The organism is Paenibacillus sp. FSL R7-0163, assembly GCF_037969975.1.
Taxonomy (GTDB): domain Bacteria; phylum Bacillota; class Bacilli; order Paenibacillales; family Paenibacillaceae; genus Paenibacillus_AQ; species Paenibacillus_AQ odorifer.
Genome location: NZ_CP150224.1, coordinates 4,861,431 through 4,876,370 on the forward strand (window position 1 = coordinate 4,861,431; position 14,940 = coordinate 4,876,370).

Here is a 14,940-nt window from a genome sequence, read left to right on the forward strand (position 1 = left end):
CTCTACCATGACCAATCGACATCAGGTGCTTGATTTTTAACCGTAAAGATTCGTTCGATTACATTTTGTGTAGCTTCCGAATCTATGGATTGCCGATCAGCCTGCGTCACAAACTCAGCAATAGTCGGCTGACCAAACTCTTCAAATACAGTTAGTCTTACTTCGTATTTTCCGACTTCCTTTACCTTGAGATTCAAACGATCTAAATTCTCATTGCTAAAAATAGCCCATGGCTCACCTGTAAAACTACCGTTGTTATCTGAATCGTAGCGGTATTCCCAAAGCCTACTAACCACAATATCTTGATCTGGAGAGTAAGACATATCATCTATTGATAGGGTCGCTTGATTACCATCTGAAGGATTACGATACGCAGTTCCAGCCATCGTAAAGTACGCAAAAGGTTTCTGGTCTGGTGCTATATCAAAAGTTGTTTCGTTTCTCGCAGTTAGCCCTAATGTATTCTCCACAAAAATGGTTGCTTTATATTTCCCTGGCTTCTTGAATAGCACATCTTTGCTATATACTCCGTTCAGGGATCCGCTATATTTAATATCAGAATTCGTTCCACCTGATACGGCTGTGATGGTGATTTTAGTCTTAGCATCTACTAACGGATAGTGAGTCGGGCTACTAACGTAACTTTGTATGATAACCTTTCGATTTTGCTTTAATGTACCATCTACCCTGATAGATGCATCTGGTTTTGGCTCGATGACATTGATCTCAGTGCTAGTACTTCCAGTCATTTTGTCATCGTCTATTACAGTCAAAGCAAGTGTTTGTTCCCCCAAATGGTCTTTATCATACCAAAGCGTTCCCCTTGGCAAAGTGCTCAATTCTCCCTTAGCATTAGGCGTATCCCAAAAGTAATCCGTAATATAACCATCAGGGTCATACGACCCTGCTGCACTGGCTACAAACTCTTGTCCTGCTTTTACAGTTTTGGGTGCATTTATAAGAGCTACTGGAGGTTTTAACTCTCTCGGTAGTTCTGGCGGTGATGTAGGACCTGGAAACCCTCCTCCCGGAGGATCTGAGGTTGTATACACTCCTGCTTTGACTGTAAAAGATTCTTTTAACGAGTCGAACTTACTTCTTTTGGTCACGACTTCATTCTTAAATCTCACTACTATACTTAGTTCGTACTCTTGACTGTAGTTACTTTTACCTGCCACTTTCTCCTTTGGAATTACAAATTTGAAAGTTTCGTTTGCCGTTAGGGTTTTGGTATACACCTTTTTTGTCTGGAGTGAACTGTCATTCCCTTTTTCTTTGGCATAAAAAATCCATTCTGAAATGTTCGAAGTATCTTTATAGGATACGAGTTCGCCCTTCAAAGCGATTTTAACTGGCACGTTCTTATTATCAAACTTAATTGGGTTTGGATTAGGTTGTTCTATAATTGCGGAACCTGTGAGTGTAGCTTCATCTGGGAGACCGTATTCAAAGCTGACTGTTCCCCCGTAGCTGTAGGTGGTTACTTTGGCGTCAGCCTTATAATAATAATGTGTGTAAGCATAATATTTCCGACCTTCTGCTTTTCCAGTTAAACCCGTATTATCTTCAGGGTCCCAAGGTACCCCTGCAGGAATCATATAGTTCAAAATAATTCTTCCATTTTTAAACTTTGGATCTTGAGCATAAGAAGATTTCTTAACAACATAAGATTTTATAGTAGATTGAATAATATCTTGAGAATCAATAACTTCCGTCTTCGATCCGTTATACCACTTTAGGTATTCATTTTTTTGAAAAGGTCCTGCAGTTACTACCGTTGTTGGTGGATTCTTAGAGGGATAACCATCTGCAGCAGCTACGTCTTTTGTCTTCATTTGATCTTTGTATTCATCGTACTCGTTGATTTGCCATCTTCTACCGTCTGAGTATAACCATATTGAATTGTATATTTCAGACTCATAAAGCGACTCAAAAGAAGCTCTATAACCCTGAACCTCTTTTATATACTTTTGATTAGATACTCCCTTTAATGTAACCTTAATTTTCCCATTCTCAAGAGAAAGGTTGGTTTTTTCGTTAGATCCACTATATTTAAAAGTACCTGTCTTAACTGATGAACTAGATACTCCACTAGGAAGTTCCAGATAAAAGTCCTTAGCAGCATTGCTTGATCCTTGCAATCCTGTAGTAATAGGAACAGCAACCGAGATCAATTTCATCTCAGCTGCTTCTACTGAAATGGTTGTCATTAGGGAAGTGAGTAGCATAATGCATAGACATGAGATGATTATTTTTTTCATTCCTACTCTACTCCTGTGAGTTGACTACAAATTTCTCGTCAAATTCACCGCCATAGAACAAACGAATAACAAAGTATCTAAAGTCTTCCTCATACAAATAAGCTTGGTAAGTACTTAATTGCTCACCTGGCTTAATGGTGTAGTAATAAAAGGCTTCCTTACTATTTAATTTTTTCACATTAGCTTTGGGCCAAATTGTATCTAATTGAGATTTACCCTGTAAACTTAACGTCCATAATTTCTCACGATCATTCAATGATCTTTTCACAGTGTTTTTGCTGTTATTCTTAATAGTAATTTTAGTCCAAATAAAATACTTTGGGTTACTAACAAGCCCTCCAAAAGAATCATAATCATATTTCTTCACTAGATTTTGTGCATCTTTTGACTTGAAATCATAAATCATAAACTTCTCAAGCGTATAGCTAAGCCCACCTGCCGTAACCGTAACCGGCAACTCCAAATCCTTTTTCAAACCATATTTACTTAAGTTATCCCTCATAATAGGTACTGGTGTAGCAGTAGGTTTTGCTGTAGCTGTTGGTGTAGCCGTGGCTACTGGTGTAACCGCTGCTGCGTTAGTAATCACGTTCTGCCCCAATACCATGCTAAATAACATTGTCGTAGTCAAAGCTGCCCTTACAATGGTCTTCTTCATCACTGAATCTCTCCCTTTTCTTTAATTGGCTTTTTATTACTTATTGAACTTATACTCCTGAACTGCTGGTACCCTGATGGGCTGTTGTGTTTTGGATCTGGAGATCAGAACCGGGTGCTCCGTCTCAATGACGGCAATAACCGAAGGACCTGCGATGTATTTGGTTATGCCATATTCGCTATCCTCGTATAAAAGTGGAAAAGTCACGCCATCGGAATCGTCAATAATATCGAATTTCACAATTTTCACTTGTGTCTTAAAACGACTGCCCCCTTGGGGGGAAAGGCCGCTATCAAGGCCTAGATTGTTCTGTAGGGTTTGCTGAAAAGTATCGTACGCATCTTCGGGATCTATAATCAGACGACCACGAGTCAATTCGGTCTCATCTAATTCCTGTGCGGCATCGTGAACAGCGATATTATTTGCGTCTTTTAACATGCTGCGCAGCTGGTCCCACTCCTGATTCTGGATCTGAAAGAACCAGGAGTAGATAAAGATCAGTAGGACAAATGCCAGCTTAATAATGTAATCCATAAATTACGCTCATCCCTTAGTCAATCGAGATACTCACTCATAATTGATCCATGCCCATAATATCGAGTCGGCTGCGAAACCGTAGAAAAATTATAAGGAAACAGATTTATCCGCGGCGCGGTTACATACACATCAATTCGTTGCTTTCGCTCTTGAACGGTGTCTGTACTGCTAGTAATTTCTATCGAAGCTTCAGCAAATCCAATCGCCTTCAGATTTGAAATTACTTCATTCCGCATAGAAGCTGTAACCATCCCCTCTGTTGCTGCTTTTTGTGTGATATAGGACGTATTAGCTTTGACCTGTAAATCTAGCAGATAATCTATGTAGGAGAAGATAGGCTGCAGGATAATAAACAGGACTAGCCACATGAACAATGCCCGGAGGACGGTCTCCTTCATTAGACACGCCTCCTTCTAATACTGTTCCACTTGCTTAGTATGTGAGATGATATCGTCCTGACTGCTGCCGATCATATGCGTAGCTACCGTGACAAACATCCCCGCAATTACAAAGCCAATGGTCAAAAACATAGCGACGGAAATAGAGTCTTTTTTCATCTGACTTATACCGAAACGTGAGTCATGGACATAGTTAGTGCAGTCTGGCTGGAATCCAGCGGTTGAGTTAGAGATACCCCCGGGATCGTCGGTCTATTATCATCGGCAGCATTAATCACGTCACGCACCAGAGGAATCAAAATGGCAATTACGATGGCCACACACAAAAAACCGATAGCGATAAACAAACCTGTAGAAATAGCATCTTTTTTCATTGTTAATTTCTCCCTTTTTATTTTAGGTTTTAAAAATAAGGTTGAATATACAATTTTTCACTGGAACATGCCGACTCCATTAAAATTTCCTTTGATTAGCAAAATGTACTGCATCGCCATCGCAACGATCATCAAAAAAGTAGCAATCGATGGAATAACATTAATAATCGTCGATAGATCACCGATGAAAGACCATTTTTTTAAATACTGATCGCTGGAGATTTTGGAGATAATCTTGCCTTGTTCACGCAAATAGTTTGCAGCTTCCGTGTCATCATCCATACCTTCTGTAGCCAGTAAAATGGACCGGATGTCATTAATAAAGTGATGGTTATCCGGAAATTTGGCACAAAACCATTCAATCGCCCCCTCCACACCCTCATCTACTGCCCGTTCTGACAGCTCATACAAGTCCTGACGTATATATTGAAAATGTCCCGCTGTACTCCCACAAAAAGCACCAAACTGCACATATCCGCGCTTACGTAGGCGATTATTCTCATAGAGACGAATGAAGGAGATCAACTCGCCATCTTTTTGAATATTCGTCTTTTGGTGAAGCCACGCCAACACCCAACCAAGCGGAAGATAACGCATCGGACTGCTGATTACGAGAATAAGTAGAGCAATTAGAGGGTCATAGAATGAAAAAGGAACAGATCGGATGAAATCGCTGACGACTTGGCTAAATAAATAGATGATTGCCGCTGAATAACGAAATAGCGTAACTTTTCGAGCCGAAATTGATAAACCGCATTCATTCAACAATTGCTGAAATCTATCACTCTGCACGTGTTCACCCAGCGAATTCCACCGGATGCCCAGTCGGACAAGATATCGTTCCTGCTTACTGCTGCTGCTCACAAACACAAGTAATGCGACATACACGATTCCGATCACTGTAATTAGTAGTAATAATCTATCCATAGTTCATCACCTTAGTGGTAGTCCAGTTTGGGCCTGGCAAGAATAGTACTGATCACAAAAGAGATAAAAAGACCGGAGACGATCACCATCAAAAAGGAAAGGCCTACCGTAGTTTCGAACTGTAGTTGGAAATAGACATCGGGCTTCAGCATATACATAAAGGTTCCAACCGTAGATACCAGCACCAGAAGATTCCCATATAAGCCAAGGCTGATCGCATCTCTGCTTCCTGCTTTTACAGTTAAAATCGTCTCTCTCTGCTGCTCCATAGAACGATTCAACAGCATTAGCGAGCTTTTTAAATAACGGGTTCCCTCCTTCTCGGCATAGAGCAAATCTGATATAAACTCTAAAGCGAAGGTGGTGCCAATCGCACTGGAGAATCTCCCTGCCTCCTCAACAAGCTCCTTCTCATTACTGTAATTAGAAAATGCGGCACCAAGCAGCTTCAGAGGACTCTTTAGTACATTTTTATCTGTTAGAAAATCCGCTGTACGATCAAGAATCGAATCTACCGACAAATGAGTGAATTTGGTGGAGATTTTGACTACATCGAGGAGATCGTAGCTTCCATGTACCTTCCGCTGTGCATAGATGTATCTCATACGAAAATAAGGAATCGTCGCAGATATTACAGCTATAAAAAGCGGAAATCTCCACGCCCCCTGAATCGGCTGTCCTTCATTAAAAGTAATCCCCTCCAAAAAGGGATTGTTAAAACTCAACCTTCCAGGGAGCTCACTAAGTGTCAGTAGTCCTGATAAGAAAACCGCAATAAATAAAATAGCTGTACGCATAACAAAACGCATTACGCTAATGCCCGGCTCATACTTTCGGTGTACGAAATAGAGAAGCTTGTCCAGATGGCGGTAGAGCCACAGCCTTTTTTTAACCGAACTAACTCTTTTGCCAAAAATACTCATCTTATGTTTAATTCGAAAATCGACTTTCTGGAATACCTGCCGTAAATGCCTTTCGATGAGCAGTTTGGTGAGTAACCACAGTCCCCACGCAATCCATAAATGAAGGACAAAACGAAAAATATACAATAGTAAATCCATAGCAGCACCTCCTCACTCATTAAGTACTATCTTAGATTTCAAGCTTTCTTTAAGCGGCTGATCCATCGGCTTTGTTGAAGCAAGTCGTCCCAGCTCTTTTTGGACAATCTGCGTAGCCTGCGCATTTTTCTTAGTCATTTTCAGCATCAGATTTTTCGTCAGCTTGTCATTGTAAGACCAACACATTTCCTGCGGCTCCCAGCGCATAAGATCATTAGCAAACACTGAATTTCTATCCTCTTCGTAAAAGATTTCTGATATTCGCGCCAGCCGCTTCTTCCCGTTCGGAACACTCTCCAAAATAAACACCAGCTCGCATGATTTCAGCGCAGAGATTAAATGCCCCTTTAGACTGCCGCCAATTCTTGTGGATACAGCAAATGCACCTTGATAAGGAATGTCCTCCGAATCCACAGTGTGGAAGGTTCCGGTAATCCCGTCGTATCCTTTTTCCCCACTCCACAAATAAAATTCCCACTCGTTATAACGCATCTCTGTCATATACAAAATATTCGGGTCATGCCGCAGCGATTCTACTCCCACCTCCATCAGTTCCTCATTCGCAGCTTGAATTGGAATAATCCGATGGCCTTTAATTTGATACGGTAAAATGGATTCCGGATGTTTCTCAATCATCACTACTCCCATACAGAAGGAAGAGCCAAGCAGTTGCTCACCAACGATCGTATTGGCAAAGGTTGTTTTTCCTGACCCTACAGCACCCGCAATAATGGTATTGCGAAACGTGGACGATAACGCCCGAATAAACTCAACCGCCTCGGCAGGAATACATTCCGTACCCGCTTGATCTTCCAAATCCAGAAATTCCACAACCTGTCGCCGCAGTGATATCGTAGTAAAACCCTCCCAGACCCTAGGTGATACCCAAATCGCAAGCCGAATAAATCTACCTGGCCAAAGCGGATCATCCATTTTGAACTCCACCGAAGGATTATCCTTGTTCAGCTTTTTATTGGGATCACTTTTTAGCAAGGAACGCTTCAGCTGCTCCACCCGATCCAGTGAAGGCATCTCATACGGGTAAGCTATAAACTCACCTTTATGGTTATAAAAAATTTGCTTCCCAATCATTTGTAATCCGGTTGACTCGCTGTATGCACGATCAGTAAACCAACGATACGCTGGTCCAAAACCCTTCCACTCGTGATACAGGGCCTCTGCCGCCGTTCGGTACGCTTCTGGAACCTTTCCAGTAAAAGGTGTTTTTCGTAAGTACTTCTCAATCTCATTCATAAAAAAGCTAACTGCCTGCGGATCGCCAATTAATGCCTTTGCATTTAGCTCGAAGTAAGCGTCATCCTCACGTTCTAACCCTTCGTTCATCTCGGTTTTCATTTTTTGTAAAAAAGCATAAAAATCTTCCTTGCCCGGTTTGCTAGTGCGCAGCACGCTTTGTTTTAGAGAAAAGAGTGGACGACTCGCGAGAGTTTCAATCATAGAAATATCCCTTTCTTTTTGGCCTCTGGCGCTAATCCCATCGACACCAATAGAGAATGTACCTTATCATCCACATGCTGTAGCTCTTTTTTGCCTAGAGGCAAGCTTTCCTGCAAGGGTTGGTAATACGGTAGCTCCAGCAAGATTTCAGTGCCAAATCTAAGGGCCATATTTTTGGACGAAGATATTTCCTCCACATTACTGCGGTTAATGATCAGCTGGAAATCCTGCGGACGCAGATCTATATGCCCCGCAAGCTCGAATAGAGGTTCTAATCTGTATTCATGTTTAGGATGAGTGACAATCATACGTAACGACGACTTTTGCATACCGACATACCACGCAGCACTCTCGGGAATTGAACCGAAATCAGCAATAACCACATCCGCATTTGCTCCAGCTCTAGCCAAGAAATATTCGATCTCCTCCTCCAGATAATCCTGGACACTTAAGTAGTCGTAATTCCCCGGTAGATACAAATAGCCATCCTGCCTAATCAATTGCTCGAAATCTTCATCATGAATCATCTTCCCTGTAAGCTTGGGGCGCAGTTTGTCTAGACTTATCGTCGCTTTGCGGTCATACCCGGGGTCATATAAATCCAAACCAAGTACAAGAACACGTAGACCTGCCGCAGCAATTCGTCTTGCGAACAGCTTCGCCACACTCGTGCAGCCAATGCCTGGACCTGAGCCAAAAAAGCCAACCAAATTGCTCCGTTCCTCGACATCCTCTTCCAGGATAAAACGAATCTTCTCTATCACTGCTGACGAGGTAGAACGAGGAGGAATAAAATATAAACCTAAGCTTTCACATAACATATGCACAGCTTGATAGCCGCGAATTCCCTTTTGCAGATATAAATACAGGATCATAGAGCTTGGATATTTGTGTCGCAGCTCGCTAAGCGCTTGAACAGGTACCTGGTCACTAGTAACCATTAACATATGACCTTCGGTATGCGCCGGATCGGGATACACGTTTTGTGTAACTACATTAAATCCCGCGTTTTTGATATCATTAATCGTTAACTGATCTATGCCCAGACTAAATATTTTCAAAGCAATCTCCCCCTACTCTACCCGTACGATCCACAGCTTTTTGCCCTGCTCCAAAAATTGCCCTAGCCGTTGACCCTCACTTTTCTTCAGCTTCAATTCTGGTGTCGCTACCTTGCCAGTAGAAGTGAATCGGTTATTGTTGTTGCCTTTCTCAGAATCCTGCACATCATTATTGTCTTCTGTTCGCACATAGTTCACGGTAACTCCAGATAAAAAGATCTCTTTAGCAGGATCGCTAAGCAAGCTTTGTTCTTTCACCTGTTCCTCGTTTTCTTTTTTAACTGTATTTGAACCAAGCGCCTCTCGCTGCTTCTCTCGCTCACCTTCTACAAGATAAATGTCTACCTTATCCCGGCTTCGCAACGAACCATTGATGGCATAAATAGCCTCCTTCGGAATAGGAAATATACCTTCATCCTGCAAAGGCTCTAAATCATTAACATCCACCAGTGATGCTGTCAAAATACTACCGTTAGTCAGATTCACATTCGTAATTTTGTACTCCACTTGTGCGATTTCCGTAATTACACCAGAGGGTATGTCCTTGGTCTGAACAGAATCCAGATATAAATCACTTGCTTTCAGCTCATAATTTTTAGGTAGAGACTCCCCAGCTCGCACCTTAACTTTGACCACGGTTTGGGAAAGCACGTAGGGCTTGAAATAGAGATCATAACCTAGCAATCCCCCGAATCCAGTAATCAAAATGAGACTTGCGAAAAAATAATTACGTTTTAACAAACGTCCCCGCTGTAACGCCAAACCTTCCACCTCCTTAACTACATGATTTTTGAGAACGACAAAAAGCACCTTGGCATAAATAGCCAAGCTGCTGGTAAAATGCTTTTTTACCTGATAGAGATTTAGTGAACTATTAAATTAAAGGATTCCGGTGAAAGCCCTCGGGCATAACCGTTGCTTTCACCGGAGAATACCTTTATTTAAATACTACAGTTTTATTCTGATGGACGAGAATCCGGTCCTCGATATGCCATTTCACCGCACGAGCCAGAACAACACGTTCAATGGTACGTCCAATCCGTTTCAGCTCAATAACATCATCACTGTGGCTTACCCGCTGCACATCCTGTTCAATAATCGGTCCACCATCTAGTTCTTCAGTAACATAGTGAGCGGTTGCCCCGATTATTTTCACCCCACGTTGATACGCTTGGGCGTATGGATTGCCGCCAATAAAGGCAGGCAGGAAAGAGTGGTGAATATTAATAATCTGATGGCGATAATGCTCAATAAAGGACGGCGAGATAATCTGCATATACCGTGCCAATATAATCACATCGATATCGTCTCCGATGACCTCTAACTGGCGTTTTTCTGCTTCAGCCTTAGTATCCGCTGTGACTGGAATATGATGAAATGGAATGCCAAACGACTCGACATAAGATTTCATATCCAAATGGTTACTAACGACGAGGGCAATATCGGCATCGAGATCGCCCGCTTGCCACTGCCAGAGCAGTTCAACAAGACAATGGTCTTCTTTAGAGACGAATATGGCAAGTTTCTTCTTATGACGAACATTAAAGATCTTCCAGTCCATCTTAAAACGCTCCGCCACTCCGCCAAATTGAGAGCGAATCTCTTCCAGACGATCGCCTAATTCAGGTAGGTCAAACTCGACTCTCATAAAGAACATTCCACCATCTGGATCCATCGTATACTGATCCGACTGCACAATATTTGCGCCATGCTGATACAGAAAGTGTGATACAGCCGCCACAATTCCCGGTCCGTCAGGGCAGGAAATAAGCATACGTGCCCGGTTGGAATAATGCTCGACACCCGACGAATTGTTTCTTTTTACGTGTAATTCCATGACCCTCTTCCCATCCTCTCATCTACATACGCAATCTGAAGTATAGCTTAAGCGTTCACGAGCTTAATTGCCTGCTAACCAAGCAATTAAACGATGATTAATAGCTTCCTCGCTTAGTTGCGGGAACAGCTGGGCAGCGACAACTTCATCGTATAAACGCTCCAGTGGTTCACGTGGATCAGCTTTTTTAGCTTTGGCATCGTTCTTCAGCAGCTCCCAGACATTAAGTACATATTGACGGGAATCAATCTCCTGCTTGGCAAAAAATTCACGTAATGTTTCAACATCCTGCACGAATTCCGGTCCAAAGCGTTCAGCTACGTTACCACGCAGCAAAGCGATCTCCACCTCATACATCGGACGTTGTGTCTTAGCATCTTTACCAATCCACGGGGTCTCCAGAATGAAAGGCAGACCTTCCAGCTTTTCATGATGTACGATTTTGTTAATCGTATCAAAGCCAATCCAACCCGAGCCAATTGGAGTGTGACGGTCTTTGCGAGCACCACATGGATTTTTACTGTCATTAATGTGGATTACACCAAGACGGTTCAATCCGATAGTCTCATCAAATTTGTTGAGAACACCGTCCAAATCATTAACGATATCATAGCCAGCATCATGAATGTGGCAAGTATCAAGACAGACCGATAGACGTTCATTATGTTCGACCTTTGCAATAATAGAAGCGATTTCTTCAAAACTGCGGCCGATCTCTGTTCCCTTACCAGCCATAGTTTCTAAAGCGATATGCACTTCCGTTTCGTTCGTGCCTCCAAGCACCTCATTCAGGCCATCTGCAATCCGCTGAATACCATATTCAGCATCTTTATCAGTGAACGCACCTGGATGTAATACAATATGCTTGACCTCAAGTGCATGGGTACGGCGAATTTCCTCTTGCAGGAAATCAACAGCCAGTTGATACGTATTCTCTTTATAGGAAGCGAGATTAATAATGTAAGGTGCATGGACAACAATCTCCTCTACACCATTCTCTTTCATAACCTGCTTCCCTTCGTTGGGATACATGGCATCAATCGGCTTGCGGCGCGTATTCTGCGGCGCTCCTGTATATATCATAAACGAGCTGGAACCATACTCATTTGCTTCATTTGCTGCGGTCAAAAGACCCTTGTCCGAGCAAGACACATGTGAACCTATTTTCAGCATACTTCTTCCCTCTTTCCTTCACGAATTAACCCCTATTCTACCGTGATCGGAAAAATAAATCTAGACGAGGCCAATATGCCGGGTTCTGCTTCGCAAAACTTTGGAAATAAGCTATACTTTAATATGAGAATAATTCGTGTGAGAATCCTCATTGCCAAAAGGTGGTGTATGCATGTTTATCCAATCAGGACTTGGTTTATTATCCACACCGAGCAATTGGTTTATGAACTCTATCGCTTTCTGGACATTTATGCTGCTTGGTTCCATGTGTATCGGCGGTTTTTTTATGTTCCGCAAATTCCTAAAGGTCCTGCCCAAAGCTGATGGAAAGTCAAAGCTAGACTGGCAAAATTACTGGGTGGAACGTAGCCGCCCGCTCTGGAGTGACGAAACAAAGGCCTTTTTGGACCAGCTTGTTCAACCTGTACCTGGGCCATTTCGTGATATTGCGAAGCATTCTATTGCTGCCGAGATCGGAAAAATCGCAGTCGAGAGCAATGCAAAAGAAGTTACTCGCGATCACTGTATTAAAGGTTACATAGTTGCCACACCGCGGCGCGATAACCGTTTTCTTGTCAATTTTCTCGAGAAGAATAAAATCGATTACTCTGCTTACCAGCATTTGTTTAAGTAATTTTTAATGAATTGTACGATTTAGAACGGAGGCCCTCCTTTGAAATATGTGATATGTGGCGGCACCGGTTTTATAGGTAGCGAACTAGCAAAATACTGGCTGCAAGCAGGTAATGAAGTTGCTATTGTAGGTCGGAATTTACCAAAAGACGCAACAACAATTCATCCTAAGCTGAGTTACCACACCTGGGACAGTCTAAGTTCTAATCCCGCTCCAGTGGAAAATGCAGCTGCCCTAATTAATCTCGCCGGAGCTTCCCTTAGCCAGCGCTGGAGTCCAAGTCGCAAAAAAGCGATTATGCAGTCCCGACTTGCAACCGTTTCCGCAGCAGCTAAGTTAGTAGATCAAATGAAGCAAAAGCCTTCCGTAATCATTCAGGCTTCCGCCGTGGCGATTTACGGTACCTCTTTAGAGGATACTTTTAATGAGTCCTCACCAGCCCAGGTCATGGATTTCCCTTCAGAAGTAGTTAAGACATGGGAAGAGGCTTCAGATGAAACCTACCATGATATCCGCGTGGTCAAGCTGCGTACCGGAGTTGTGCTCGGCAATGAGAGCGGAGCATTCCCCAAAATGAAGCTGCCTTATTTATTAGGTTTTGGCGGAAACATTGGCTCTGGAAAGCAGTGGCTCTCTTGGATCCATCTGACGGATATCATCCGTCTAATTGATTTCTGTACGCATAATCCAACGATTAACGGACCTGTTAATGCGACTGCTCCACATCCGGTAACGAACGAAGAGTTCGGCAGAACGATCGGCACAGTCTACAAACGGCCACATTGGTTCCCTTTACCAGCCTTCCTGTTAAAAACAGCAGCCGGAGAATTATCCGAAATCTTACTTAAAGGTCAGCGCGTCCTGCCCGCAGCGGCATTAAATCATGGCTTTGACTTTACCTTCCCTACACTTCAAGTCGCTTTAGAAGATTTGAAAAAACAAAAATTGTAGAGCCACATTCATCGTTAGAACTCACCTTCATACTGTATGAAATGTGTAGCTTCCTTTTATAATTTTAAATGTGGTCCCCTCTGTTAGTGGATACTCTTTATACGGGACCATGGCTTCACCTTGAAAAAGCGTTCCATTTCTGGAGTCAAGATCCTTCAGAATATATCCGCTGGTGCTTCTAGATATCTCAGCGTGTACTCTAGAGGCGCCTTCTGATCTTTCCACATATTGAGCCACCTCTGCCGATCGGCCGATAATGAAGCTAGTTCGATTTAACTCGATCATCTCTGCCTCTTCGCCCTCCTCACCGCTTCTTTGGAGATAAGGAATACTCCGATCCAGCTTTTCGATTTGTCGTCCTTGCTCAGGCGGTTTCTCCTGTGATAATAAGGTTGTTGGAGCTATTGCTTCTGGTGCTTTAACAGAACTTTGTTCCTCTGCTAGTGATTCATAACGTGTCGCCGGAACGCTAGCTGCTGAATCAGAGGATTGCGGAGTTATCTTTGGAATTGTTGCTGGAGAACGCGTAGAAGTCACAGGGTTCCTGCCAAAATTCCACTCCAATTCTTTTCGACTCGGATTACAGTTAGTATCTTCAGAATCCTCACCCAGGCCATCAACATCTTCTTTACCAACCTTTAGCCTTCCGCTCCAAACCATCCAGCTTAAAACAGCCAATACAATCGTCACAACTCCACAGACGGCAAGCCATAACGGCTTGGGACTATCCAAATATAGAAACTTCCACAGTAGTGCATCGCCTAATAGAAACCCTAGCACTATATAGGTTCTTGAGCTTGAGGCTTGTGGATTCGTTACCTGCTCATCCTCCAAGCTTAGAGACAGGCTCTCCTCCTCTTTTATCTTAAGATTAGGATAGCTGCTGATCCAAGGAGTAGCAGTCGGCTGCAGCTCCAATTCCTTATCTTCGCGATGCTCATATATTTTTCTTAATGGTGGAGCTGCTGCCTCTTTCACTAGATATTCTTTTACGCCTTCATGAAGCTGTCTTTCAGGTGTAACGGGCTCTCTTTCTGTCAGCAACTCTGATAAAAGAATCTTTAAGCCAGCTGGAGTAAATCCCTCTTCACTGCAATATTGCAATAGTCTTTGCACACCACTGCCAGTTAGCTCTGTGATAGATGCCATTAACACCATGATTAGTGACTTGAGTGACTCTCCAAGCTTTGAACCAGACTTATTCTCCTGAATGGGTATGTAGGTCAGGTATACTTTACCGCTCTGTAACGACCCTTCAATAAAAATGTAATCTGCATGCAAAGCATACTGTTCCGCCCGCAGCATATATAACCTGCCATCTTCCATGCCTTGGGCAATTTGCAGCAATAACCCGAAAAATGAGCTCATACTTAGCTTTTCTCCTTTGAGTAGATGACTAAGCATTTTTTTGCGTAAAACAGCGTATTCCATAGTAACCTTCATATCTATTTCTCTAAGTAACAGCCTCAAATGATGAGGAATGTCGGTGTTCATCAGCATGCGTGCCTGAATCAAATTAAGCTTCTCCGCAGGTATTCCTTCGGGTTCACCAAGGATCATATATATACCATCCTGTTGTATAAAATCACGGGTTAATCCGAACAACAAAC

The 14,940-nt window shown here is 42.8% G+C and carries 16 protein-coding genes; 2 read left to right on the top strand and 14 right to left on the bottom strand.

The window, feature by feature from the left end:
- Nucleotides 1-2 precede the first annotated feature (2 nt).
- The 13 genes from NST45_RS21380 to NST45_RS21440 all read right to left on the bottom strand — a co-directional run bounded on the left by NST45_RS21380 (nt 3) and on the right by NST45_RS21440 (nt 11,745).
- The gene (locus tag NST45_RS21380) at nt 3-2,261 is read right to left on the bottom strand and encodes a PKD domain-containing protein (RefSeq protein WP_076224692.1); all 2,259 of its coding nucleotides are present in this window, start codon (nt 2,259-2,261) and stop codon (nt 3-5) included.
- 7 nt (nt 2,262-2,268) lie between these two features.
- A complete protein-coding gene (locus NST45_RS21385) occupies nt 2,269-2,919 on the bottom strand; it encodes a hypothetical protein (RefSeq protein ID WP_076224690.1) in 651 nt (216 codons plus the stop codon).
- Between the two features lie 36 nt (nt 2,920-2,955).
- Complete coding sequence (locus NST45_RS21390) at nt 2,956-3,453, bottom strand: hypothetical protein (protein WP_076224687.1); 498 nt, start codon at nt 3,451-3,453, stop codon at nt 2,956-2,958.
- 20 nt (nt 3,454-3,473) lie between these two features.
- Nucleotides 3,474-3,854: a hypothetical protein gene (locus NST45_RS21395; protein ID WP_076224684.1), complete on the bottom strand. Its 381-nt coding sequence runs from the start codon at nt 3,852-3,854 to the stop codon at nt 3,474-3,476.
- A gap of 15 nt (nt 3,855-3,869) precedes the next feature.
- Nucleotides 3,870-4,013: a hypothetical protein gene (locus NST45_RS21400; protein ID WP_339823752.1), complete on the bottom strand. Its 144-nt coding sequence runs from the start codon at nt 4,011-4,013 to the stop codon at nt 3,870-3,872.
- A 5-nt stretch (nt 4,014-4,018) separates the two neighbouring features.
- Nucleotides 4,019-4,228 (bottom strand): hypothetical protein, encoded by a 210-nt coding sequence (locus NST45_RS21405; RefSeq protein ID WP_076137569.1) that lies wholly within the window; start codon nt 4,226-4,228, stop codon nt 4,019-4,021.
- 57 nt (nt 4,229-4,285) lie between these two features.
- Nucleotides 4,286-5,155: a hypothetical protein gene (locus tag NST45_RS21410; protein WP_036681711.1), complete on the bottom strand. Its 870-nt coding sequence runs from the start codon at nt 5,153-5,155 to the stop codon at nt 4,286-4,288.
- Nucleotides 5,156-5,166: 11 nt separating this feature from the next.
- Nucleotides 5,167-6,216 carry a hypothetical protein gene (locus NST45_RS21415; protein ID WP_076142342.1) on the bottom strand — a complete coding sequence of 350 codons (1,050 nt, stop codon included), beginning with the start codon at nt 6,214-6,216 and terminating at the stop codon, nt 5,167-5,169.
- 12 nt (nt 6,217-6,228) lie between these two features.
- Nucleotides 6,229-7,674, bottom strand: coding sequence for an ATPase, T2SS/T4P/T4SS family (locus NST45_RS21420; RefSeq protein ID WP_076142341.1), 1,446 nt, complete (start codon nt 7,672-7,674; stop codon nt 6,229-6,231).
- Nucleotides 7,671-8,735 (bottom strand): hypothetical protein, encoded by a 1,065-nt coding sequence (locus NST45_RS21425; protein WP_339823756.1) that lies wholly within the window; start codon nt 8,733-8,735, stop codon nt 7,671-7,673. Before NST45_RS21425 ends, NST45_RS21420 begins: the two co-directional genes overlap by 4 nt.
- A 12-nt stretch (nt 8,736-8,747) precedes the next feature.
- Complete coding sequence (locus tag NST45_RS21430; RefSeq protein ID WP_036681705.1) at nt 8,748-9,497, bottom strand: SAF domain-containing protein; 750 nt, start codon at nt 9,495-9,497, stop codon at nt 8,748-8,750.
- 175 nt (nt 9,498-9,672) lie between these two features.
- Nucleotides 9,673-10,572, bottom strand: a complete 900-nt coding sequence (gene purU / locus NST45_RS21435) for a formyltetrahydrofolate deformylase (RefSeq protein ID WP_036681703.1) — start codon at nt 10,570-10,572, stop codon at nt 9,673-9,675.
- Between the two features lie 63 nt (nt 10,573-10,635).
- Nucleotides 10,636-11,745, bottom strand: a complete 1,110-nt coding sequence (locus NST45_RS21440) for a deoxyribonuclease IV (RefSeq protein ID WP_036681702.1) — start codon at nt 11,743-11,745, stop codon at nt 10,636-10,638.
- Nucleotides 11,746-11,917: 172 nt separating this feature from the next.
- Between NST45_RS21440 and NST45_RS21445 the strand changes: the two genes are divergently transcribed.
- Nucleotides 11,918-12,379, top strand: a complete 462-nt coding sequence (locus NST45_RS21445; protein WP_036681700.1) for a DUF2621 domain-containing protein — start codon at nt 11,918-11,920, stop codon at nt 12,377-12,379.
- 48 nt (nt 12,380-12,427) lie between these two features.
- Nucleotides 12,428-13,330 carry a TIGR01777 family oxidoreductase gene (locus NST45_RS21450; RefSeq protein WP_339826222.1) on the top strand — a complete coding sequence of 301 codons (903 nt, stop codon included), beginning with the start codon at nt 12,428-12,430 and terminating at the stop codon, nt 13,328-13,330.
- 27 nt (nt 13,331-13,357) lie between these two features.
- On the opposite strand, the gene NST45_RS21455 is transcribed toward NST45_RS21450, so the two are convergent.
- Nucleotides 13,358-14,935: a DUF6382 domain-containing protein gene (locus NST45_RS21455; RefSeq protein ID WP_076142339.1), complete on the bottom strand. Its 1,578-nt coding sequence runs from the start codon at nt 14,933-14,935 to the stop codon at nt 13,358-13,360.
- Nucleotides 14,936-14,940 lie beyond the last annotated feature (5 nt).

Coding starts and splice junctions, on each gene's coding strand:
- NST45_RS21380 (WP_076224692.1), bottom strand. CDS start 2,261: ATGAAAAAAATAATCATCTCATGTCTATGCATTATGCTACTCACTTCC.
- NST45_RS21385 (WP_076224690.1), bottom strand. CDS start 2,919: ATGAAGAAGACCATTGTAAGGGCAGCTTTGACTACGACAATGTTATTT.
- NST45_RS21390 (WP_076224687.1), bottom strand. CDS start 3,453: ATGGATTACATTATTAAGCTGGCATTTGTCCTACTGATCTTTATCTAC.
- NST45_RS21395 (WP_076224684.1), bottom strand. CDS start 3,854: ATGAAGGAGACCGTCCTCCGGGCATTGTTCATGTGGCTAGTCCTGTTT.
- NST45_RS21400 (WP_339823752.1), bottom strand. CDS start 4,013: ATGAAAAAAGACTCTATTTCCGTCGCTATGTTTTTGACCATTGGCTTT.
- NST45_RS21405 (WP_076137569.1), bottom strand. CDS start 4,228: ATGAAAAAAGATGCTATTTCTACAGGTTTGTTTATCGCTATCGGTTTT.
- NST45_RS21410 (WP_036681711.1), bottom strand. CDS start 5,155: ATGGATAGATTATTACTACTAATTACAGTGATCGGAATCGTGTATGTC.
- NST45_RS21415 (WP_076142342.1), bottom strand. CDS start 6,216: ATGGATTTACTATTGTATATTTTTCGTTTTGTCCTTCATTTATGGATT.
- NST45_RS21420 (WP_076142341.1), bottom strand. CDS start 7,674: ATGATTGAAACTCTCGCGAGTCGTCCACTCTTTTCTCTAAAACAAAGC.
- purU (WP_036681703.1), bottom strand. CDS start 10,572: ATGGAATTACACGTAAAAAGAAACAATTCGTCGGGTGTCGAGCATTAT.
- NST45_RS21440 (WP_036681702.1), bottom strand. CDS start 11,745: ATGCTGAAAATAGGTTCACATGTGTCTTGCTCGGACAAGGGTCTTTTG.
- NST45_RS21445 (WP_036681700.1), top strand. CDS start 11,918: ATGTTTATCCAATCAGGACTTGGTTTATTATCCACACCGAGCAATTGG.